At 70.5% G+C, this 20,467-nt stretch carries 16 protein-coding genes and 1 riboswitch; of the genes, 7 read left to right on the forward strand and 9 right to left on the reverse strand.

The features are described from left to right. From AOK17_RS14495 to AOK17_RS14505, 3 genes are all read right to left on the reverse strand, one after another. The coding region (locus tag AOK17_RS14495; RefSeq protein WP_206190759.1) for an alkaline phosphatase family protein at nt 1-750 on the reverse strand (750 nt) is incomplete at its 3' end. Beyond that, entirely contained in the window at nt 750-1,337 is a 588-nt protein-coding gene (locus AOK17_RS14500; protein ID WP_055612865.1) for a DUF5998 family protein, read from the reverse strand. The genes AOK17_RS14495 and AOK17_RS14500, both read right to left, overlap by 1 nt. Nucleotides 1,338-1,378: 41 nt before the next feature. Beyond that, a complete protein-coding gene (locus AOK17_RS14505) occupies nt 1,379-4,219 on the reverse strand; it encodes a bifunctional acetate--CoA ligase family protein/GNAT family N-acetyltransferase (protein WP_055612866.1) in 2,841 nt (946 codons plus the stop codon). A 302-nt stretch (nt 4,220-4,521) separates the two neighbouring features. Here AOK17_RS14505 and AOK17_RS14510 point away from each other — a divergent pair, with 302 nt between their 5' ends. Continuing rightward, complete coding sequence (locus AOK17_RS14510) at nt 4,522-4,803, forward strand: HPr family phosphocarrier protein (protein WP_003981826.1); 282 nt, start codon at nt 4,522-4,524, stop codon at nt 4,801-4,803. Between the two features lie 288 nt (nt 4,804-5,091). On the opposite strand, the gene AOK17_RS14515 is transcribed toward AOK17_RS14510, so the two are convergent. From AOK17_RS14515 to AOK17_RS14530, 4 genes are all read right to left on the reverse strand, one after another. Further along, nucleotides 5,092-5,787 carry a GntR family transcriptional regulator gene (locus tag AOK17_RS14515; RefSeq protein ID WP_055612855.1) on the reverse strand — a complete coding sequence of 232 codons (696 nt, stop codon included), beginning with the start codon at nt 5,785-5,787 and terminating at the stop codon, nt 5,092-5,094. A 336-nt stretch (nt 5,788-6,123) separates the two neighbouring features. After that, entirely contained in the window at nt 6,124-6,897 is a 774-nt protein-coding gene (locus AOK17_RS14520; protein WP_055612856.1) for a M23 family metallopeptidase, read from the reverse strand. Between the two features lie 12 nt (nt 6,898-6,909). Then, nucleotides 6,910-7,070: riboswitch (cyclic di-AMP (ydaO/yuaA leader) on the reverse strand. A 249-nt stretch (nt 7,071-7,319) separates the two neighbouring features. Continuing rightward, nucleotides 7,320-8,708 (reverse strand): M16 family metallopeptidase, encoded by a 1,389-nt coding sequence (locus AOK17_RS14525; protein WP_055612857.1) that lies wholly within the window; start codon nt 8,706-8,708, stop codon nt 7,320-7,322. Next, complete coding sequence (locus AOK17_RS14530; protein WP_055612858.1) at nt 8,705-10,066, reverse strand: M16 family metallopeptidase; 1,362 nt, start codon at nt 10,064-10,066, stop codon at nt 8,705-8,707. Before AOK17_RS14530 ends, AOK17_RS14525 begins: the two co-directional genes overlap by 4 nt. Nucleotides 10,067-10,439: 373 nt before the next feature. On the opposite strand from AOK17_RS14530, the gene AOK17_RS14535 reads away from it, so the two are divergent. After that, on the forward strand, nt 10,440-12,890 hold the full coding sequence (locus AOK17_RS14535; protein ID WP_055612859.1) for a DNA gyrase/topoisomerase IV subunit A: 2,451 nt from the start codon (nt 10,440-10,442) through the stop codon (nt 12,888-12,890). Here the strand turns inward: AOK17_RS14535 and AOK17_RS14540 are convergent. Next, nucleotides 12,887-14,050 carry a CobW family GTP-binding protein gene (locus tag AOK17_RS14540; RefSeq protein WP_055612860.1) on the reverse strand — a complete coding sequence of 388 codons (1,164 nt, stop codon included), beginning with the start codon at nt 14,048-14,050 and terminating at the stop codon, nt 12,887-12,889. The genes AOK17_RS14535 and AOK17_RS14540 overlap by 4 nt on opposite strands. 322 nt (nt 14,051-14,372) lie before the next feature. Between AOK17_RS14540 and AOK17_RS14545 the strand changes: the two genes are divergently transcribed. Both AOK17_RS14545 and AOK17_RS48425 read left to right on the forward strand, forming a co-directional pair. Further along, on the forward strand, nt 14,373-14,930 hold the full coding sequence (locus AOK17_RS14545; RefSeq protein ID WP_055612861.1) for a DUF6082 family protein: 558 nt from the start codon (nt 14,373-14,375) through the stop codon (nt 14,928-14,930). Between the two features lie 305 nt (nt 14,931-15,235). Beyond that, nucleotides 15,236-15,475, forward strand: coding sequence for a hypothetical protein (locus tag AOK17_RS48425; protein ID WP_107102394.1), 240 nt, complete (start codon nt 15,236-15,238; stop codon nt 15,473-15,475). Nucleotides 15,476-15,520: 45 nt separating this feature from the next. Here AOK17_RS48425 and AOK17_RS14550 read toward each other — a convergent pair whose 3' ends face one another. Then, nucleotides 15,521-16,684: a citrate synthase/methylcitrate synthase gene (locus AOK17_RS14550; RefSeq protein WP_055612862.1), complete on the reverse strand. Its 1,164-nt coding sequence runs from the start codon at nt 16,682-16,684 to the stop codon at nt 15,521-15,523. 98 nt (nt 16,685-16,782) lie between these two features. Here AOK17_RS14550 and AOK17_RS14555 point away from each other — a divergent pair, with 98 nt between their 5' ends. The 3 genes from AOK17_RS14555 to AOK17_RS14565 form a co-directional block, all read left to right on the forward strand. After that, on the forward strand, nt 16,783-18,042 hold the full coding sequence (locus AOK17_RS14555) for a citrate synthase (RefSeq protein WP_055612863.1): 1,260 nt from the start codon (nt 16,783-16,785) through the stop codon (nt 18,040-18,042). 51 nt (nt 18,043-18,093) lie between these two features. Next, nucleotides 18,094-19,044, forward strand: coding sequence for a ferredoxin family protein (locus AOK17_RS14560; protein ID WP_055612864.1), 951 nt, complete (start codon nt 18,094-18,096; stop codon nt 19,042-19,044). Nucleotides 19,045-19,116: 72 nt separating this feature from the next. Then, nucleotides 19,117-20,467 (forward strand): Spo0B domain-containing protein (locus AOK17_RS14565; protein ID WP_079053022.1); only part of this gene is annotated, 1,351 nt, incomplete at its 3' end.

A 20,467-nucleotide genomic window follows, 5' to 3' on the forward strand; every position in this document is an offset into this window, starting at 1 on the left:
CTCGGCCAGGCGCTGGACCAGCCGGTCCACGTACATGAGTTGTCCGCGCCAGGGGTCCGAGTCGACGCCGAAACGGTGACCCTTGCCGTCCACCTCCGCGTAGTACGTGTAGACCAGCGAGCGATCCCCGGCGGCCAGTTGCTCGGCCGCGAGGTCCATGCGGTCCTCGCCGGTCAGGCGCCCGTGGAACGTGCCGCCACTGAGGGCGACCTTGGTCAGCGGGGTGTTCTGGAAGTGCGGTGACGACACCTGGGCGGTGTGCACACCCGCCGCGTCGGCCAGCTGGAACAGGGTGGGGTACGGCTGCCACTTGCTCGGCTTCGTCCACGGCTGCCAGCGGAGCTGGTTCATCAGCTCGCCGGTCTCCGGGTTGCGCGCGGTGTAGCCGGGCAGGCCGTGCGCGCCCGGCGGCAGGCCCGTACCGACCGAGGCCAGGGAGGTCGCGGTGGTCGCGGGGTAGCCCGCTGTGATCGGGCGGCCGGTGCCGCCGCGTGAGGTGCCGAGGAGGGAGGTCATGAACGGGGCCTCGTCCGGATGCGTCCTCAGCTGCTCCCAGCCGAGGCCGTCGATCAGGAAGACGCAGTTCCGGTCGGCCGGGCTCAGTTCCGTGAGCGAGGCGGTGACGTCCGGGACGTCCATTCCCGCGGCCAGTGTGGGCAGCAGGTCGGCGAGCGAACCGGCCCCGTACTCCGGTACGGGAGCGGAGTCGAGGGAGAGCGGTTCCGGGTGGTCCCAGACTTGCTGCGACATCAGCGGGTGACGTCCGCGGTCGCCTCGGAGAGCGACTGCGCGAAGGCGAGGGTCTGCCGCACGGCGTCCGGGCCGTCCCCGGCCTCGCTGACGCGCAGGCTCAGGTCGTCGGCCGTCGAACTGCCCGTGTACCCGTGGTCCGCCTCGCAGTTGGGGTCGCCGCAGGCGGCCGGCTCCAGGTCGATACGGGCGACCGCGCCCCAGCCGATGGTGAGGACGACCTCGCGCGGCAGCGTCCCCGGAACGTACTTCTCCGGATTGGCGACGACGCGGCTGAGAACCACCGACGAGATCCGGCCAAGCTTCACGGATTCGGTCGACGTGGTCGCGTACGGCGTCGGGGACGTGGTGTCCGCCGCCTGTTCGTCGGTGTGGCTCACGATGAAACGGTTTCCCGTGAGGACGAGCACCGTCACGTGCCGACGCACCTCGTTGGCGTCGAACGTCGTCTCCTGATGGACCAGATACGACCGGATGGGCTCGCCGCCCACAGCGGCCTCCACAGCCTCGGCCACGAGGGCCGGGTAGTAGCCGCTGCGCTCGATCGCCGCTCGCAGCCCCTGGGTCGTCGTACTGGTCTTGGCCATGACGTCCATCCTACGGGGGCGCACTGACTGCGAGGCACCGCTCAGTACACAGGAAGCGTGCGCGGACCGAGGTCGTCGCGGGCGGGCGGCGGTGCGAGCCGCACGGAGGCGCCGAGCGCGCTCAGCCCGTGCGGGGCCACGACGACGGGCTCCAGGGACACGGAGACGACCTCGGGGTGGTCGTCGACAAGGCGTGACAGCCGCAGCAGCAGTTCCTCCAGGGCCACGACGTCCGCCGGCGCGGAGCCCCGCCAGCCGAAGAGGAGCGGTGCGGTCCGGATCGACCGGACCAGCGAGGCCGCGTCCCGGTCGGTGACCGGAATCAGCCGGTGCGCGGTGTCTCCGAGCAGCTCCGAGGGGGCCCCGGCGAGCCCGAAGGAGAGCACCGCTCCGGCCGCCGGGTCTATGACGGCCCGTACGACCGTGTCGACGCCGCGCGGTGCCATCGCCTGCACCACCGGGCGCAGCTCCTCGGGCGTCCCGAAGAGGCTGGTCAACTCGGCGTACGCCCGGCGCAGTTGCTCCTCGTCCGCCAGATCCAGCCGTACGCCGCCGAGGTCGGCGCGGTGGCGCAGGTGAGGGGCGGTGGTCTTGAGCGCCACCGGGTAGCCGAGGCGCTCCGCCGCGGCGACGGCCTCGTCGGGCGTGGGCGCGGGGAGGGCGCGGCGGACGTCGATGCCGTACCGCCCGAGCAGGGCGCAGGTGTCTTCGGGGCCGAGGGTGAGGCCGCCCATGCCGCCGTCGCCGAGCAGTCGGTCGATCTGTTCGGCCGCGCCCTTCTCGTCGATGTCCTCGTACTCGGGGACGCGACCGGGGTCGGTGGCCTCGCGCCGCCACTGGCCGTACCTCACGGCCTCGGCGAGGGCGCGGACGGCCCGCTCGGCGGCGGGGTAGGCGGGGATGAGGCGGGAGTCTGCCTCGGCTTCGGGGACTTCCGCCACCGTCGGCGGGCGGTCCGCCGGGCGGATGGGGTGGTTGCTGCCCGCGAACGGGGGCGCGGGGAGAGCCGGCTGGGGCGCGGTGCTGGCGGCTGCGGACAGCGCCTCCGCGAGGCCGCCCAGCTCGACGTGGACCACGAGGACCGGCTTGTCGGGAGCGGCGGCGGAGGCCGAGCGCAGGGCCTCCGCCAGGGCGGCGTCGGCCGTGGAGGTCTCCCCCACCGCCGGGATCGCGGTGACCGCGACGGCGTCACAGCCGTCGTCGGCCAGCGCGTGCGTCAGCGCGGCGCGGAAGTCCTCTGCCGAGGCGGCCGTGGTCAGGTCCACCGGGGGCAGCGGTCGCAGGCCCTCGGCGAGGCACGCGTCGTACGTCAGCAGCCCGAGGGACTCGGAGTTCCCGAGGATCGCCACCCGCGGACCCATCGGCAGGGGCTGGCGCGCCAGGAGCAGACCCGCGTCGACCAGCTCGGTGATCGTGTCCACCCGGATGACGCCGGCCTGCCGCAGCAGCGCCGACACCGTCGCGTGCGGCAGCCGGGTGGCCCGGACGGCGTGCCCCTGGGGCGCGGCCCCGCCGTGCCGTGCGCCCTGGACGACGACCAGCGGCTTCGCCGCCGCGGTGCGCCGCGCGAGGCGGGTGAACTTCCTCGGGTTCCCGATGGATTCGAGGTACATGAGGGCGACATCGGTGTCGGGGTCGTCGTACCAGTACTGAAGGACGTCGTTGCCGGACACATCCGCGCGGTTGCCCGAGGAGATGAACGTCGACACACCGGTCACGCCCGTAACACCGCCGCCGCGCCGGTGCAGCCGGGACAGCAGGGCGATGCCGATGGCGCCGGACTGGGCGAACAGGCCGATCCGCCCGGCGCGCGGCATCTCCGGTGCGAGCGAGGCGTTGAGCCGCACCTCCGGGGAGGTGTTGATGACTCCGAAGGCGTTCGGTCCGATGATCCGCATCCCGTACGTACGCGCCTGGCGCACGAGCTCACGCTGGCGCTCCCTGCCTTCGGGGCCGCTCTCGGCGTACCCCGCGGAGACCACGACGAGCCCCTGCACCCCGTGTTCACCGCACTCGGCGACGACCTCGGGGACGCGCTCGGCCCGGACGGCGACGACGGCGAGGTCGACGGGCTCAGGAATGTCGCGGACGGAGCTGTACGCCGGCACTCCGTCGAGCTCCTTCTCCTGAAGTGCCCCGTTCACGGCGTACAGGCGACCGGTGAAGCCCGCTTCGCGGAGGTTGTCCAGGACGCTGCGGCCCACTCCCCCGGGTGTGCGGCCCGCACCGATGACGGCGACCGAGCCCGGCGCCAGGAGCCGGGCCACGGAGCGCCCCTCCGCCCGCTGCTCCCGCGCGCGCTGGACTGCCAGCGAGCGGTCGGTGGGCTCCAGGTCGAACTCCAGGCGTACGACGCCGTCCTCGAAGTGGCGCTTCTGCTGGTATCCGGCGTCCGTGAACACCTTGATCATCTTGTTGTTGGCGGGCAGCACCTCGGCGGCGAAGCGGCGGATGTCGCGCTCACGGGCGACGGCCGCGATGTGCTCCAGCAGGGCCGACGCCACACCGCGTCCCTGGTGGGCGTCCTGCACGAGGAAGGCGACCTCGGCCTCGTCCGCGGGGGACGACGCGGGGAGGCCGTCGGCGTTGATGCGGTCGTAGCGTACGGTGGCGATGAACTCGCCGCCGACCGTGGCCGCGAGTCCCACCCGGTCCACAAAGTCGTGGTGCGTGAAGCGGTGGACGTCCTTGGCGGACAGGCGCGGATACGGCGCGAAGAAGCGGTAGTACTTCGACTCGTCGGACACCTGCTCGTAGAAGCTGACCAGGCGGTCGGCGTCGTCGGCCGTGATGGGCCGGATGCGCGCGGTGCCGCCGTCGCGCAGCACGACATCGGCCTCCCAGTGAGCGGGGTACTCGTGCCGGTCCGGCGAGTTCTGCATGGGGCCCAGAGTACGGCTCGGGTCCGACAACGGCCGGTCCTGGTCGCGGGGGTTCATGTCCCGGGTACGTGTCGGTACGCGTCCCGGGTACGTGTTCCAGGGTTCGTGTTCCAGGGGGTCGCGGGGGTCATGCCCCGGGGGTTCACGGCCCGGCGACCGCGGGCTCGCGTCCTGCAGGGGCGCGAGGCAGTCTTGGGGGACCGAAGCCGCCTCGGGCCCGGAATCCGCGTCCGCGCGGGGCACGCTTCACGATATGGAACAATGGTCTAGACAACCGTGAGACACCTGAAGGGCAGCATCACATGGCTGAGCGCCGCGTCAACGTCGGCTGGGCCGAGGGCCTTCACGCCCGTCCCGCCTCCATCTTCGTCCGGGCCGCCACGGCCTCCGGCGTCCCCGTGACGATCGCCAAGGCCGACGGCAACCCCGTCAACGCCGCCTCGATGCTCGCGGTTCTCGGCCTCGGCGCCCAGGGTGGCGAGGAGATCGTCCTGGCCTCCGACGCCGAGGGCGCGGACGCCGCGCTCGACCGCCTGGCGAAGCTGGTCGCCGAGGGCCTTGAGGAGCTCCCCGAGACCGTCTGACCTCACGAACCGCGTACGGCGGAGCCGCGTCGACCCATACCGGGTGACGCGGCTCCGCCGTTTCTGCCTTTGGGTCACGCGCCGTTTTGTCCGTACGTCACGCCGTCGCGCGAATTTTCGCCGCACCACCGAGCATCGTCCAGGCTTTTCGCATGCCTCGCATCGGGTTCCACTCACCCTGGTTCCGCGCATGCGGAAATCACGTGCGCGGAAATTCCCGGCACGTGGAAAAAAGGGGCAGCAGAAATAGACCCCGCCGAATAACTCTCTTTGTATACGGCGCCACTGTTAATGCCGCAGGCCCGCCGTGTTTACGGGATGTTGCGAAGTCCTCACACGCTCCGCCCGGTCGGCGCCGCCGGGAAAGCGCAGCCGGTGCGCGGCCATCGCCCGCTCTGTGTGCAGCGCCGTGATCGCCCTGGCCCGGTCGTTGTCGCCGCGCGCGACGGCGTCCACGATGGCGCCGTGCTCGGCCCAGGACTCGGCGGGGTGGGCGGGTGCCTCGACCGAATACATCCAGGCGATCTTGTGCCGCAGCTGGGCGAGCGTGGAGGTCAGCGCGGGGCTTCCGGAGGCCTGTGCGAGCGTCTCGTGGAACCAGCCGCCCAGGGAGCGCAGGTCCTCGCTGTTGCCCCTCCTGGCCCGCTCCTGGCCCAGCCTGACCAGGCCGCGCAGCACCTTGAGGTGCGCCTCGGTGCGGCGCTGGGCGGCGCGCGCGGCACCCAGCGGCTCCAGCAGCATGCGCATCTCCAGCAGGTCGGCGGCCTCCTGCTCGGTGGGTTCCGCGACGCACGCGCCCGCGTGCCTGCGCGTGACGACGAATCCCTCCGCCTCCAGGGTGCGCAGGGCCTCCCGCACGGGGACCCGCGAGACGCCGTACCGGCGCGCGAGCAGTTCTTCGGTGAGCCGGCTGCCGCGCTCGTAGACACCCGCGACGATGTCGTCACGGATCGCCGTGCATACCGAGTGCGCGGGAATACGCATGACCGGACCTCCGCCTTAACCCCCGCGAAACGCGGTCGATTGACGCTTGTTCGGTGACTCTATTGCAGAGAACGGGAAATTCCGATGGCGGACCGGAATCCGTGGCTATTTTTTGGACACACCCGGCTTCTGAACAGGCAGTCGTCCGGTACAAAGTCGGCCGGGAAGTGGCCGAGAAGCCATCAGGAAGTGATCAGAACCGCGCGAAGGCCCCGGCTCGGTGAGCCGGGGCCTTCGGGAGAGCTGCCGCGCGGGAGAGCTGCCGCGCGGGAGAGCTGCCGCGCGGGAGAGCCGTCGCGTGGGAGGGCTGCCGCGTGGGAGGGCTTGCGCCCGCCGTCAGACGTTCACGCCGTGCTGGCGGAGGTACGCGAGCGGGTCGATGTCCGAGCCGTACTCCGCGCTCGTCCGCGCCTCGAAGTGCAGGTGCGCCCCCGTGACGTTGCCGGTCGCCCCGGAGAGGCCTATCTGCTGGCCCGGGGTGACCGTCTGGCCGACCGAGACACCGAGGGACGACATGTGCCCGTACTGGGTGAAGGTGCCGTCGTTCATCTTGATGACGACCTCGTTGCCGTACGAGCCGCCCCAGCCGGCCTCGACGACGGTGCCGGCGCCCACCGCGTGCACGGTGGTGCCACTCGCGGCGTGGAAGTCGATGCCGGTGTGGCTGCCGGAGGACCAGACGGAGCCACCGGCCTTGTAGCCGGTGGAGACGTACGAGCCGGAGATGGGCGCGGTGTACGACTTCAGCAGGCGCTCACGCTCGGCCGCGCGGGCGGCGCGGGCCTTGACCTCGCGCTCCTTCTTGGCCTTCTCCGCGGCTTCCTTGGCACGCTCCTTGGCGGCGGCCTCGGCCTTCTCGCGGGCGGCGGTCTCGTCGGCGGCCTGCTGCTGGGCGGCGGCCTGGGCGTCGATCTGGTCGGCGACCGAGTCGCCGATGGTGATCGCCTGGGTCAGGGTCTGCTCGGCCGGGCTCTCTGCGGCGAGTGCGGGAGCAGCCAGGGTGCCGACCACACCGGTGGTGGCGAGTGCGGCGACGCCGACGGTCCGGTTGGTCGTGCGCTTCATACGGCTGGGACGACGGTGCTTCCCGGCGGCGCGAGTGAACGCCATGAAGTGGCTGGTCCTTTCCTTCCTTCTCGCCTACCGGGTTAGCTGACGGGTTCGGAGCAGGAAGGTCTCCTACGGACCCCCTTCGGGAAGGGCGTCCGATTCACCCCAGGGACTGCATACGGGTCCCCGGCTCCCCTGGCTCGCGCCGTACGGGGACTCGGCGATGACTGTCCGGTGCCGCGGGCGCGGCGCACTGCCTGACGAACAGCCGGACCGACGCTAAGCGGGGCGTCTTTCAATCAACAAACGGATCAAGGGTTTTGAGGCGCATGCCACAGGGCAGACACGCAACCTCCCTATCAATACGGACAACCAGTGGTTCGGGTGATGAAGTCCGGGCAAAAGGAGAACCCAGGCGACTCTTCGGTCACCTGGGTTCTCCGCGGAACGGCCCTGTTCTGCTGCGGGCTCTACTGGGCGTTCTACTCCGCTGCCACGACGCTGACTTCGCCGATTCCGAGGGCCCGGACGGGCTCCTCGATCTGCGCGGCGTCACCGACGAGGACGGTGACCAGACGGTCCACCGGGAAAGCGCTCACCGCCGCCGCGGTGGCCTCCACGGTGCCGGTCGCGGCGAGCTGCTGGTACAGCGTCGCCTGGAAGTCGTCCGGCAGGTGCTGCTCGACCTGGTCGGCGAGCGTGCCCGCGACGGCGCCCGCCGTCTCGTACTTCAGGGGCGCCACGCCCACCAGGTTCTGCACGGCGATGTCGCGCTCGGCATCCGTCAGGCCCTCGGCCGCGAGGGTGCGCAGCACCTTCCAGAGGTCGTCGAGCGCCGGGCCGGTGTTCGGGGTGTCCACGGAACCGCTGATGGCGAGCATCGCGGCGCCCGTCCCGTCCGGCGCGGAGCGCAGCACCTGGCCGAACGCCCGCACACCGTAGGTGTATCCCTTTTCCTCGCGCAGGACGCGGTCCAGGCGTGAGGTGAGGGTGCCACCGAGGCAGTACGTGCCGAGCACCTGGGCGGGCCACACGCGGTCGTGCCGGTCGGCGCCGATACGGCCGATGAGCAGCTGCGTCTGGACGGCTCCGGGACGGTCGACGATGATCACGCGGCCGGTGTCGTCGGCGGTGATCGGCGGAACGGGGCGGGCCTCAGCCTGCGATCCCGTCCAGGCACCGAGCGTGTCCGCGAGCAGCGCGTCGAGGTCGACGCCGGTGAGGTCGCCGACCACGACGGCGGTCGCGGTGGCGGGGCGTACGTGCTTCTCGTAGAAGGCGCGCACGGCCGCCGAGTCGATCGCGGTGACCGTCTCCTCGGTGCCCTGGCGCGGGCGCGACATGCGCGAGGTCGCCGGGAAGAGCTGCCGGGAGAGCTCCTTGGCGGCGCGGCGGGCCGGGTTGGCGGTCTCGTGCGGGATCTCGTCGAGCCGGTTGCGCACCAGCCGCTCGATCTCGCTGTCCTCGAAGGCGGGTGCCCTGAGGGCGTCGGCGAGCAGACCGAGCGCCTTGGGCAGCCGGGAGACGGGGACTTCGAGGCTGATCCGTACGCCGGGGTGGTCGGCGTGCGCGTCGAGGGTGGCGCCGCAGCGCTCCAGCTCGGCGGCGAACTCCTCGGCGGAGTGCTTGTCGGTTCCCTCGGTGAAGGCACGCGCCATGATCGTGGCGATGCCGTCCAGGCCCTGCGGCTCGGCCTCCAGCGGGGCGGCCAGGAGGATTTCGACGGCGACGACCTGCTGGCCGGGGCGGTGGCAGCGCAGCAGTGTCAGGCCGTTGCCGAGCGCGCCGCGCTCGGGGGCCGGGAAGGCCCAGGGCCTGGCCTCGCCGGCCTGGGGCTGCGGGTGGAATTCCATCGTGGCGAGCTCGGTCACTTGGCCGCCTCCTCGTCGGTGTCGTCAGCGGCGTCGGTCTCTTGAGCCTCTTCGGCGACGGTCGGCTCGTAGACCAGCACCGCGCGGTTGTCGGGGCGCAGGCGGGCCTTGGCGACCTCCTGGACCTCCTCGGCCGTGATCTCGAGGACCCGCTGGACGGCGGTGAGGGCGAGCTGCGGGTCGCCGAACAGCACGGCGAACCGGCACAGTTCGTCGGCGCGGCCCGCGACCGTGCCGAGACGGTCCAGCCACTCGCGCTCCAACTGGGCCTGGGCGCGCTCCATTTCCTCGGCGGTGGGCCCCTCCTCGGCGAACCGGGCGAGCTCCTCGTCGACGGCGGTCTCGATCACCGGCACCTCGACGTCGCCGGACGTCTTCACGTCGAGCCACCCCAGGGAGGGCGCTCCCGCGAGGCGCAGCAGGCCGAACCCGGCCGCGACGGCGGTGCGGTCGCGGCGTACGAGCCGGTTGTAGAGCCGGGACGACTCGCCGCCGCCGAGCACGGTCAGCGCCAGGTCCGCCGCGTCGCACGCGCGCGTGCCGTCCTCGGGCAGCCGGTAGGCGGCCATCAGCGCGCGGGCCGGGACCTCCTCCTCGACGACCTCGCGCAGCTGCTCACCGATGGTCTCGGGCAGCGAACCGTCGCGCGGGGCGGGCTTTCCGTCGTGGCCAGCGATCGAGCCGAAGTACTTCTCGACCCAGGCGAGCGTCTGCTCCGGGTCGATGTCTCCGACGATCGACAGAACGGCGTTGTTGGGCGCGTAGTAGGTGCGGAAGAACGCGCGAGCGTCCTCCAGCGTGGCCGCGTCCAGGTCGGCCATCGACCCGATCGGGGTGTGGTGGTAAGGGTGGCCCTCCGGGTAGGCGAGGGCGGTCAGCTTCTCGAAAGCGGTGCCATAGGGGACGTTGTCGTAACGCTGCCGGCGCTCGTTCTTGACGACGTCCCGCTGGTTCTCCATGGACTCGTCGTCGAGCGCGGCGAGCAGCGAGCCCATGCGGTCGGCCTCCAGCCAGAGCGCGAGCTCCAGCTGGTGCGTGGGCATGGTCTCGAAGTAGTTGGTGCGCTCGAAACTGGTCGTGCCGTTGAGCGAACCGCCCGCGCCCTGCACCAGTTCGAAGTGGCCGTTGCCCTTCACCTGGCCCGAGCCCTGGAACATCAGGTGCTCGAAGAGGTGGGCAAGTCCGGTGCGGCCCTTGACCTCGTGGCGCGAACCGACGTCGTACCAGAGGCACACCGCCGCGACCGGGGTCAGGTGGTCCTCGGAGAGCACCACACGCAGGCCGTTGGCCAGGCGGTGCTCGGTCGCTGTCAGGCCGCCGGAACCGGCCTCAGCTGTGGCCGTGTGACCCATGGGCATGTACGTCCCTTCGATCGCGGAAAACTGCTGAATTCCTGCTAGTCGTGCCACTGTATGCAAGCGCGCGGACAGCTGGCGAAGTTCCCGCGGCGCGTACGCCGAGAGCGAGAACGCGGGCGGCGCCGGCAGCCCGTACGCTCGTGCGGCCGCACGGCCTCCGAAGCCCTGTGCGGGCACGCGGATTCGCCGCTTCCGAGGCCTGTGGAAAAGGCCGAGAAGGCGGCCCGCCACGCCTGTTGGGGCAGCCGGAGACATGGCTCAGGAGGCCCGTACGGACGGGTCGTGGTCCACGTTGTCAGTGGGCCGGTCCACAATGGAGCCCGTCAGAACCCGTTCATGCCCCGGCAGAGACTGTGAAGGAGTCGCAGCAGCGATGGCCCGCCGCAGCACGAAGACCCCGCCGCCAGACGACTTCGAGGAGCGCATCCTCGACATCGACGTCGTCGACGAGATGCAGGGCTCCTTCCTCGAGTACGCGTACTCGGTCATCTACTCCCGAGCCCTGCCGGACGCCCGCGACGGCCTCAAGCCGGTGCATCGCCGCATCGTCTACCAGATGAACGAGATGGGCCTGCGTCCCGACCGCGGCTATGTGAAGTGCGCCCGCGTCGTCGGCGAGGTCATGGGTAAGCTCCACCCCCACGGCGACGCGTCGATCTACGACGCCCTGGTCCGCCTGGCCCAGCCCTTCTCCATGCGCCTGCCCCTGGTCGACGGCCACGGCAACTTCGGTTCGCTGGGCAACGACGACCCGCCGGCCGCCATGCGGTACACCGAAGCGCGGATGGCCGACGCGACGTCCCTGATGACGGAGTCGATCGACGAGAACACGGTCGACTTCTCACCGAACTACGACGGCCAGGAGCAGGAGCCGTCGGTCCTCCCGGCCGCCTACCCGAACCTCCTGGTCAACGGCTCGTCGGGCATCGCGGTCGGCATGGCGACGAACATGGCGCCGCACAACCTCGGCGAGGTCATCGCCGCCGCCCGTCACCTGATCCGCCACCCCGGCGCCGATCTCGAGACGCTCATGAAGCACGTCCCGGGCCCCGACCTGCCCACCGGCGGCCGCATCGTGGGCCTCACCGGCATCAGGGACGCGTACGAGACGGGCCGCGGCACCTTCAAGATCCGCGCGACGGTGGCCGTGGAGAACGTGACGGCGCGCCGCAAGGGCATCGTCGTCACCGAGCTGCCCTTCACGGTCGGCCCGGAGAAGGTGATCGCCAAGATCAAGGATCTGGTCGGCTCGAAGAAGCTGCAGGGCATCGCCGACGTCAAGGACCTCACCGACCGCAACCACGGCCTGCGCCTGGTCATCGAGATCAAGAACGGCTTCGTTCCGGAGGCCGTCCTGGAGCAGCTCTACAAGCTGACGCCGATGGAGGAGTCCTTCGGCATCAACAACGTGGCGCTGGTGGACGGCCAGCCGCTCACGCTGGGCCTCAAGGAACTCCTGGAGGTGTACCTCGACCACCGCTTCGAGGTCGTGCGCCGCCGCAGCGAGTTCCGCCGCACCAAGAAGCGCGACCGGCTGCACCTGGTCGAGGGCCTGCTGGTGGCCCTGATCGACATCGACGAGGTCATCCGCCTCATCCGCTCCAGTGAGAACTCCGCCCAGGCCAAGCAGCGCCTGATCGAGCACTTCTCGCTGAGCGACGTCCAGACGCAGTACATCCTGGACACGCCGCTGCGCCGGCTCACCAAGTTCGACCGCATCGAGCTGGAGACCGAGCGCGACCGGCTCAACGGCGAGATCGACGAACTGACCGGCATCCTGGAGTCGGACTCCGAGCTGCGCAAGCTGGTCTCGTCCGAACTGGCCGCGGTGGCCAAGAAGTTCGGCACCGAGCGGCGTACGGTCCTGCTGGAGTCCGCCGGTTCCGCCGCCACGACCGTGCCGCTCCAGGTGGCCGACGACCCGTGCCGCGTGCTCCTGTCGTCGACGAAGCTCCTCGCGCGTACGGCCAACGGTGACCCCTTCGGGGAGAGCGACGGCAAGCGCGCCAAGCACGACCTGATCCTCTCCGCCGTGCCTGCGACGGCACAGGGCGAGATCGGCGCGGTCACGTCCGCCGGCCGGCTGCTGCGGATCAACGTCATCGACCTCCCGCAGCTACCGGACACCACGGCGGCGCCCAACCTCTCGGGAGGCGCGCCGGTCTCGGAGTTCCTGACCCTGGAGGGCGACGAGGACATCGTGTGTCTGATGACACTCGACGAGTCGTCGCCGGGGCTCGCCCTCGGCACGCAACAGGGTGTCGTCAAGCGCGTGGTGCCCGACTATCCCTCCAACAAGGAGGAGCTGGAGGTCATCACGCTCAAGGACGGTGACCGGATCGTCGGCGCGGCCGAGCTGCGCACCGGCGAGGAGGACCTGGTCTTCATCACCGACGACGCCCAGTTGCTGCGCTACCAGGCCTCCCAGGTCCGCCCCCAGGGCCGGCCCGCTGGCGGTATGACGGGCATCAAGCTCACGGACAACACCAAGGTGATCTCGTTCACGGCGGTGGACCCGGCGGTGGACGCGGTGGTGTTCACGGTGGCGGGCTCGCGCGGCACCCTGGACGACTCGGTCCAGACGACGGCCAAGCTGACGCCCTTCGACCAGTACCCGCGCAAGGGCCGCGCCACGGGTGGCGTGCGCTGCCAGCGGTTCCTGAAGGGCGAGGACTGCCTGAGCCTCGCCTGGGCAGGTCCCGCGCCGGCCCGGGCCGCGCAGAAGGACGGCACGCCCGCGGAGCTGCCCGAGATGGACCCGCGACGGGACGGCTCGGGCGTCTCCCTGGCGAAGACGGTCTCGGTGGTGGCGGGCCCGGTCTAGACGTCGTAGGCACCCGGCAGGTCGGCGCCCTGAGCCCGACCGTCCGGGCCCTGCGCCGCCTCTGGCTCCTGTACGTAGCGGAGGACGCCCCACATGCTGTGCTCGTCGGCGTGTGGGGCGTCCTCTTTGCACGCCTCCAGCTCCTTGCCGAGGGCGAGGGCGTCGATGCCCGAGCCGATGAGGACGAGCTGACTGAGGCGCTCGCCCGGGGCCCAGGGCTCCGGGTAGAAGCGCAGGAAACGGCCGACGGCGTGCACGGCGTACCGGTTGCGGGGGTCGGCGGGACCGAAGTCGACGTAGCCCTTGATGCGGTAGAGACCCTCGGGCCTGCTGTCGAGGAAATCCATCAACCGCCGGGGACTGAGGGGCACTTCGGAGGTGAAGGCGAGGGACTCGTAGGCGGAGTGCAGATGGCCGTCATGGTCGCGGGAGCCGTGATGGTCATGGGAGCCGTGATGGTCATGGTGGCCATGAGGCTGGGGAAGGCCATCGCGCTCACCGTCCTCATGCCGGTGCAGGTCGTCGAAGGAGAGCTGCCCGATGCGCTCCTCCGTGGGCCTGCGGTCGAAGAGGAACTCGGGGTCGATCCGCCCGTACGAGGCGGACACGACGGCGGCGGCGCGGTCGGTGAGGGACCGGACGAGGGCGATCACACGGTCGGGATCCGGCGCGCGGTCCGCCTTGTTGACGACGACCAGATCGGCGATGGCGAGGTGCCGGTCGATCTCGGGATGCTTCTGGCGGGTCGCGTCGAACTCCGCGGCGTCGACGACCTCCACGAGCCCGCCGTAGACGATGCGCGGGTTCTCGCTGGCCAGGAGCATCTTGACCAGCTCCTGGGGCTCGGCCAGCCCGCTCGCCTCGATGACGATGACGTCGATTCGGGCGGAGGGCTGAGTGAGCCGGTCCAGGAAGACGTCGAGTTCGCTGGCGTCCACGGCACAGCACAGACACCCGTTGCCCAGGGACACCGTGGAGTCGCCGAGCGCCCCGGCCACGGCCATCGCATCGATCTCGATGGCACCGAAGTCATTGACGATCGCCCCGATACGACTGCCTCCGCTGCGGTGCAGGAGGTGGTTGAGCAGGGTGGTCTTGCCGGAGCCCAGGAAGCCGGCGAGGACGATGACCGGGATCTGCTGGGGGCTCGCCTGACTCAACGCGCGACCTCTCTCACACCAATGCGTGCACCGGCTCACGGACCGGCTCTCGCGACGGGAAACGAATGCCGAACCAGGATACGAGCCGGGGGAAAGCCATCGGAGTGAACGATTGTTAGCGGCGCTCGCGGGGCACACGTCTGGCATGGCGCCGAGTTGCGCGACCCGCGCTTCCCTCCGTGCGCCTCCTCTCCGCCTCCCTGCCGATCAGAGCCGCTCGGCACCCTGGGAGACGGCAAGCGCGCCGCCCACCGCTCGCCGGTCCGCCCCCTGGCGACCCACACCGACGACCGGCGGACGGTCGCCTGATTCGGGGGTTGACATGGCCACACAGAAGCGTGCGGTGCAGGGGTTGAACTCGGCCGCCGCAGCGGGTCTTGGCCTGCTGGCCGGAGCTCTCACCGCTCTGGCCGTACAGCGTCACAGGATCGACTCGCTGCGCGTCCGGATCGAACATCTTGAGGAGGCTGCGCAAACACAGCAACACACCAACCTCGCCACCCAGCAGCGCCTTCACTGGGAATTGCTCAGCAAAGCCATCGACAACCCCGAACTCGCCGAGGTACTCGACGTCTTCGAACGTTCGCTCTCCCCTCAGAAGCGACGCCAGTTCCTATTTGCGAATGCTCTGTACACAAACCAACTCTTCGCCTACAGGGTGGGAAACATCAGCCGGGAGGAGTTCTTCGGCTTCGTCCGAGGCCTGCTCCAGAACCCCATCGTTCGCGACTACTGGCGCGCGGGACAGCACCAACGGGCGACGATGGCCGACGAGTCGGACGAAGCGAAGCTCGGACGCATGGTCGATGAGCTTCTCCGACAACTGGAGGAGGCAGACATAGACGAGTGGTGGGTCGTAGGCGAACCGCCTGCAGAGTAGGGACGCCACAACCACGCCAAGGGGAACGAAGGTCAATTTCTCCCACTTCTTCACCTAAACCCACACGAGTGAATCGCACCCGCTGTAACGAAGTGGCAAACCTTCACTTTCCCCGGCGCCATAGGTTTAGATTCCCCGGTGTCGCAGGTTTAACTACGTGCGGCGCCCACACCGCGTTGCCTGCGGGGCGCCCCGTCACTGAGGTCACAACTGAGGTCAAATGGTCCCAGGCACCTCATGGGGTGCATTAGGACGACGTATGCGCACGCGTCGCCCTCAGACCATAAGACCGAAGGAAAACAACAGTGAGTCAGATCATCCGTCGCCTCGGTGTTTCTCCACGCGACCGGGGCAGCTCCGGCGGAGCAAATTGTCCGGACATTTTCGAGCTGTCCGACGGCCGCTTTGCCATCATTGGTACGGATGTCACCGACTCACTGGACACAGATCTTCCGGCAGATGCCTCACGTGCTGACTACGAACGCATCGTGGTGATCACCCGCGAGACCTTGATCAAGGCAAAGGCCGATATCCCCGACGCCTGACCGGACACACAGGGTCGGCCCGGACTCGTTCCGTGCCGGCCTTCGTCATGCGGCCGGCACCGCAACCGGCGCCCCCGGCCCCACATACCGTGCCGCCGGGCGGATGATCTTCGGGTCCTCCGCCTGCTCAAGGATGTTGGCGCTCCAGCCGACGACGCGGGCCGCGGCGAAGGTCGGCGTGAACATCTCGCGGGGCAGGCCGCAGAGTTCCATGACGACACCCGCGTAGAACTCCACGTTCGTGTGGAGTTCCCGGCCTGGCTTGAGCTCCGCGAGGATCGCTTCCACCTGGCGTTCGACCTCGACCGCGAAGTCGACCATGGGGCCGCCGAACTGCTGGGCGATACCGCGGAGCATGCGCGAGCGGGGGTCCTCGGTGCGGTAGACGGGGTGCCCGAAGCCCATGATGCGATCGCCGGCGAGGACTCGTTCGCGGATCCAGGAGTCGATGCGGCCGGGAGTCCCGATCGCGTCGAGGGTGTCGAGGGCCCGGCTCGGGGCGCCGCCGTGGAGCGGACCCGAGAGGGCGCCCACCGCACCGACGAGGCAGGCCACCACATCCGCCCCCGTCGACGTGATCACCCGCGCCGTGAATGTTGACGCATTGAATCCATGGTCAATGGTCGAGATCAAGTATTGCTCGATCGCCCTCGCCCGGTCCGCGTCCGGTTCCGAACCCGTCAGCATGTAGAGGTAGTTGGCGGCGTAGGGCAGATCGTCACGCGGCTCGATCGGTTCGAGTCCCTGCCCGAGCCGGTGGAGCGCCGTCAGCAACGTCGGCACGGCCGCCGACGCGGCGAGCGCGTCCGCTAGACGCTGCTCGGCGTCAATGTCGTACACCGGGCGGAACCCCCGCGCCGCACCGAGCAGCGACAACGCGGTGCGCATCCCGGCGAGCGCCCCTGACCTCCCGCTTGCGGCGGCGAGCGCGGGCAGCACGGCCCGCACCTCCACCGGCAGCCGCCGCAGTTCCGCCGTCCGCGCGGCAAAGGCGGAACGCTGTGCCGCGTCCGGCAGTTCACCGTGTACCAGCAGATGCCACACGTCCTCGAAGCTCCGGGTCCGCGCGAGGTCGACGGCCGAGTACTGGCGATAGTGGTAGAACCCTTCGACCCCCCTGACGTCACCCAGCACGGTGTCGGTGACGACGACGCCCGCGAGTCCTCGCGGTACGTCGACTGAGGCGGTCGCGGCCCGGTTGATCAGCATGTTTCCTCCCTGGACTTGATTCGACTGTCCATGCTTGACTCAATCCCTGTCAATGTTGATTGAATCAATATTCCAGCTGCATAGATACGGTGACACTCATGACAGATCAAGAACCGGCCCTCGCGCACGAAGCGCGGCGGATCAGCACCAAGCAAGCCGCCGAACTGCTCGGAGTGAAGCCCGAGACGGTCTACGCCTATGTGAGCCGCGGGCAGCTCAGCAGCCGACGCAGCACAGGCGGCCGGGGCAGCACCTTCGACACCAAGGAGGTGGAGGCGCTCGCGCGTCGCAATAGGCGTGAACCGGCGGAGAGTTCACCGGCCGCCGGCATGCTCTCCGTACGCACCCGGATCACCTTGATCGACAAGGACCGGTACTACTTCCGAGGGGTCGACGCGACCGAACTGGCCACGCGCCACTCCTACGAAGAGGTCGCCGAGTGGCTGTGGACGGGCGTCCTGCGCCCGGGTGTCACGTTCACAGCACCGGAGGCATCCGTCGCCGTCGCCCGCCGTGCCGTCGACGCGCTGCCCGAGCACACGGGCCCGACCGACCGGCTCCGCGTCGCGGCCATCGCCGCGGCGACCGCCGACCCGCTGCGCTTCGACCTCTCCGAACGGGCCGTGCTCGGCACGGCCCGCACGCTGATCCCCACGCTCGTCGACGCTCTGCCCCCCAAGAGTCACGACCATCGGGACGACAGCTCGCTCGCACACCGCCTGTGGGCCCGGCTCAGCGGTCGCGAGGCCGACGAGGCGTCCCTGCGCGCCCTGGACACCGCGCTCGCGCTGCTCGTCGACCACGACCTGGCCGCCTCGACGCTGGCGGTGCGGGTCGCCGCCTCGGCCCGCGCCCACACGTACGCTGCCGTCTCGGCGGGCCTCGGAGTCCTCGAAGGCCCGTTGCACGGAGCGGCCAGCGGCCTGGCGCACCGGATGCTGCTCGACGTCCTGGACCGGGGTACGGCGGCCCCGGTGGTCGCGGACGAGCTGCGGGCCGGGCGCCGCGTCCCCGGGCTGGGTCACCGCATCTACCCCGGCGAGGACCCACGCGCGCGCGTGCTGTTCGGCCTCCTGGAGGAGGTCCCCCGCGCCGCCCCCGCCCTGGCCGCGGCCCGCGACGTCGTGGACACCACGGCCCGCCACGCACCCCTGCACGCCAACGTCGACCTGGCCCTCGCCGTCCTCACGGCCTCGTCCGGCATGCACGCCTCGGCGGGCGAGACGATCTTCGCCGTGGCCCGCACGGCCGGCTGGATCGCCCATGTGCTGGAGGAGTACGACGAGGCCCCGCTGCGCATGCGCCCGAGCGGACACTACGTAGGCGCACGGCCCCCTCAGCCACTTCCGGAGCAGTGACACCACCCGCCCCGGAAGTCACTCCGGTCAAGTCAGGTTAGGCTCACCTCTGTGAGTACGTGCGCGAAGGTCTCACGGGACCTGGAGGAGCCCCTCGCGGGGACCGCCGCCACCGCGAGGACGTGGCTGCTCGTCGAACAGCCCGGCCCCTGGGGCGCCAAAGCGCTGACGTCGAGCCACCTGGACCCCGCACTCGGCCGAGCGCTGGAGCAGGCCGCCGAGGGCACCGGCGTACGCATCGCGCTGATCCGGCGCCCGGGCCGCCACGCCGACTGCCACACGGTCGCCGAGCGCCAGGTGTACGCGGCCCACACCACCCCGGGAAACGTATGGCTGCACAAAGCCATCACGTCTGACCCCGAGCGACTACTCGAACTTGACTTCACCGAGCTCGGCAAGGGCCTGCCCGGGACCTTCGACACGACTCTCGACGGTGCCCCGCACACCGGCGACCCGCTCGCGCTCGTGTGCACGAACGGCAAGCGCGACCGCTGCTGCGCACTCCTGGGCCGTCCCCTGGCCGCCGAACTCGCCGCCTCCGGAGTGGACGGCATATGGGAGGTCACGCATCTGGGGGGCCACCGATTCTCCCCCACCCTCCTCGTGCTGCCGTTCGGATACGCGTACGGGCGAGCCGAGGCCCACGCCGTCAAGGAGATCCTCCAGGGCATACGGGAGGGCCGTGTCGTCACCGAAGGGTGCCGCGGGAGCTCTGCGTGGGAGCGTCCCGGACAGGCCGCCGAACTGGCCGTGCGCACGGCGGCCCAGGAGGACGCCACAGGCGCGCTGAGCGTCGTCCGTACGGAGGGGTCGGCACCCCGCTGGGAGGTGACCGTCGCCCACACGGACAGCCGCCACTGGCTCGTCACGGTCGCCCAGGGCGCGGCCCTGCCGCCCCGCCCCGAGAGCTGCGGCTCGGCTCTCGGCTCTCCGGCCCGGATGGACGTGATGGCGGTGCGCGAGCTGTCCCGTACGGCTGTCGCGCACCCCGCGGGCCACTGACCACCCCTCCCAAACGAGATCCATGCCACACCTCCTACGGCACCGCACGCCCCTCCCCGTACCGTCGTAGGCATGAGCCCCACTCCCCCTCGACGACTCCGCCTGGGCATGCCGAAGCGGATGTTCTCGCAGGTGCTGCTGATGCAGGTGGCGATCGCCGCCGGAGTCGCCGTCCTCGCGACCGGGCTGTTCCTCGCCCCGCTGAGCGAACAGCTGGACGACCAGGCGATGCGCCGCGCTCTCGCGATCGCGCAGACCACGGCGGCGCAGCCGAGGCTCGCCGAGGAGCTGAAGTCCACACCGGCCTCGGCCGACGGGCCCGTACAGGCCGAGGCGGAGCGGATCCGCAAGGCCAGCGGGGCCGAGTACGTCGTCGTGATGAACGTCGACGGCACCCGCTGGTCGCACACGAACCCCGCCGAGATCGGCGGGCACGTCTCGACCGATCCGAGGTCCGCCCTGTCCGGCCGGGAGGTCATGGAGATCGACAGCGGCACCCTGGGCCGCTCGGCGCGCGGCAAGGTGCCGTTGCGCGACACCGACGGCCGCATCGTCGGCGCGGTCTCGGTCGGCATCGAGTACGACAGCGTGCGCGCCCGCCTCATCCACGCGATCCCCGGGCTCTTCGCGTACGCCGGAGGAGCCCTGGCCGTCGGCGCGCTGGCCGCCTATCTGATCTCACGGCGGGTGCAACGGCAGACCCGTGACCTGGCCTTCTCGGACATCGCCGGGCTCCTGGCGGAGCGCGAGGCGATGCTGCACGGCATCAGGGAGGGCGTCGTCGCGCTGGACCGCGGGGGCAGGATCCGGCTCCTCAACGACGAGGCCCGGCGTCTGCTGGGGATCGGCGACGAGGCCGTCGGGCAGCCTCTCGACACCGCGCTCGGAGAGGGCCGTACGACCGATGTGCTGGCCGGGACCGTCACCGGAACCGATCTGCTCACCGTCCGCGGCCAGCGTGTCCTGGTCGCCAACCGCATGCCCACCGACGACGGCGGTGCCGTGGCCACCCTGCGCGACCGCACCGAACTGGAGCAGCTGGGCCGCGAACTCGACTCCACCCGCGGCCTGATCGACGCCCTGCGCGCCCAGGACCACGAACACGCCAACCGCATGCACACGCTGCTCGGACTGCTGGAACTGGAGATGTACGACGACGCCGTGGAGTTCGTCGGCGAGGTTGTCGGAGACCACAGGGCGACCGCGGAACAGGTCACGGAGAAGATCCATGACCCGTTGCTCGCCGCCCTACTGGTGGGCAAGGCCACCGTCGCGGCGGAGCGCGGAGTGGCCCTGTGGATCTCGGACAGCACGCTGTTCCCGGACCGGTTGATCGACCCGAGGGGGCTGGTCACGATCGTCGGGAACCTCGTCGACAACGCGCTCGACGCCGCCGCGGGCACCCTCCACGCGCGCGTGGAGG

Source organism: Streptomyces phaeochromogenes (genome assembly GCF_001418655.1).
Taxonomy (GTDB): Bacteria; Actinomycetota; Actinomycetes; order Streptomycetales; family Streptomycetaceae; genus Streptomyces; species Streptomyces phaeochromogenes.

Coding starts and splice junctions, on each gene's coding strand:
- AOK17_RS14500 (WP_055612865.1), bottom strand. CDS start 1,337: ATGGCCAAGACCAGTACGACGACCCAGGGGCTGCGAGCGGCGATCGAG.
- AOK17_RS14505 (WP_055612866.1), bottom strand. CDS start 4,219: ATGCAGAACTCGCCGGACCGGCACGAGTACCCCGCTCACTGGGAGGCC.
- AOK17_RS14510 (WP_003981826.1), top strand. CDS start 4,522: ATGGCTGAGCGCCGCGTCAACGTCGGCTGGGCCGAGGGCCTTCACGCC.
- AOK17_RS14515 (WP_055612855.1), bottom strand. CDS start 5,787: ATGCGTATTCCCGCGCACTCGGTATGCACGGCGATCCGTGACGACATC.
- AOK17_RS14520 (WP_055612856.1), bottom strand. CDS start 6,897: ATGGCGTTCACTCGCGCCGCCGGGAAGCACCGTCGTCCCAGCCGTATG.
- AOK17_RS14530 (WP_055612858.1), bottom strand. CDS start 10,066: ATGCCCATGGGTCACACGGCCACAGCTGAGGCCGGTTCCGGCGGCCTG.
- AOK17_RS14535 (WP_055612859.1), top strand. CDS start 10,440: ATGGCCCGCCGCAGCACGAAGACCCCGCCGCCAGACGACTTCGAGGAG.
- AOK17_RS14545 (WP_055612861.1), top strand. CDS start 14,373: ATGGCCACACAGAAGCGTGCGGTGCAGGGGTTGAACTCGGCCGCCGCA.
- AOK17_RS14550 (WP_055612862.1), bottom strand. CDS start 16,684: ATGCTGATCAACCGGGCCGCGACCGCCTCAGTCGACGTACCGCGAGGA.
- AOK17_RS14555 (WP_055612863.1), top strand. CDS start 16,783: ATGACAGATCAAGAACCGGCCCTCGCGCACGAAGCGCGGCGGATCAGC.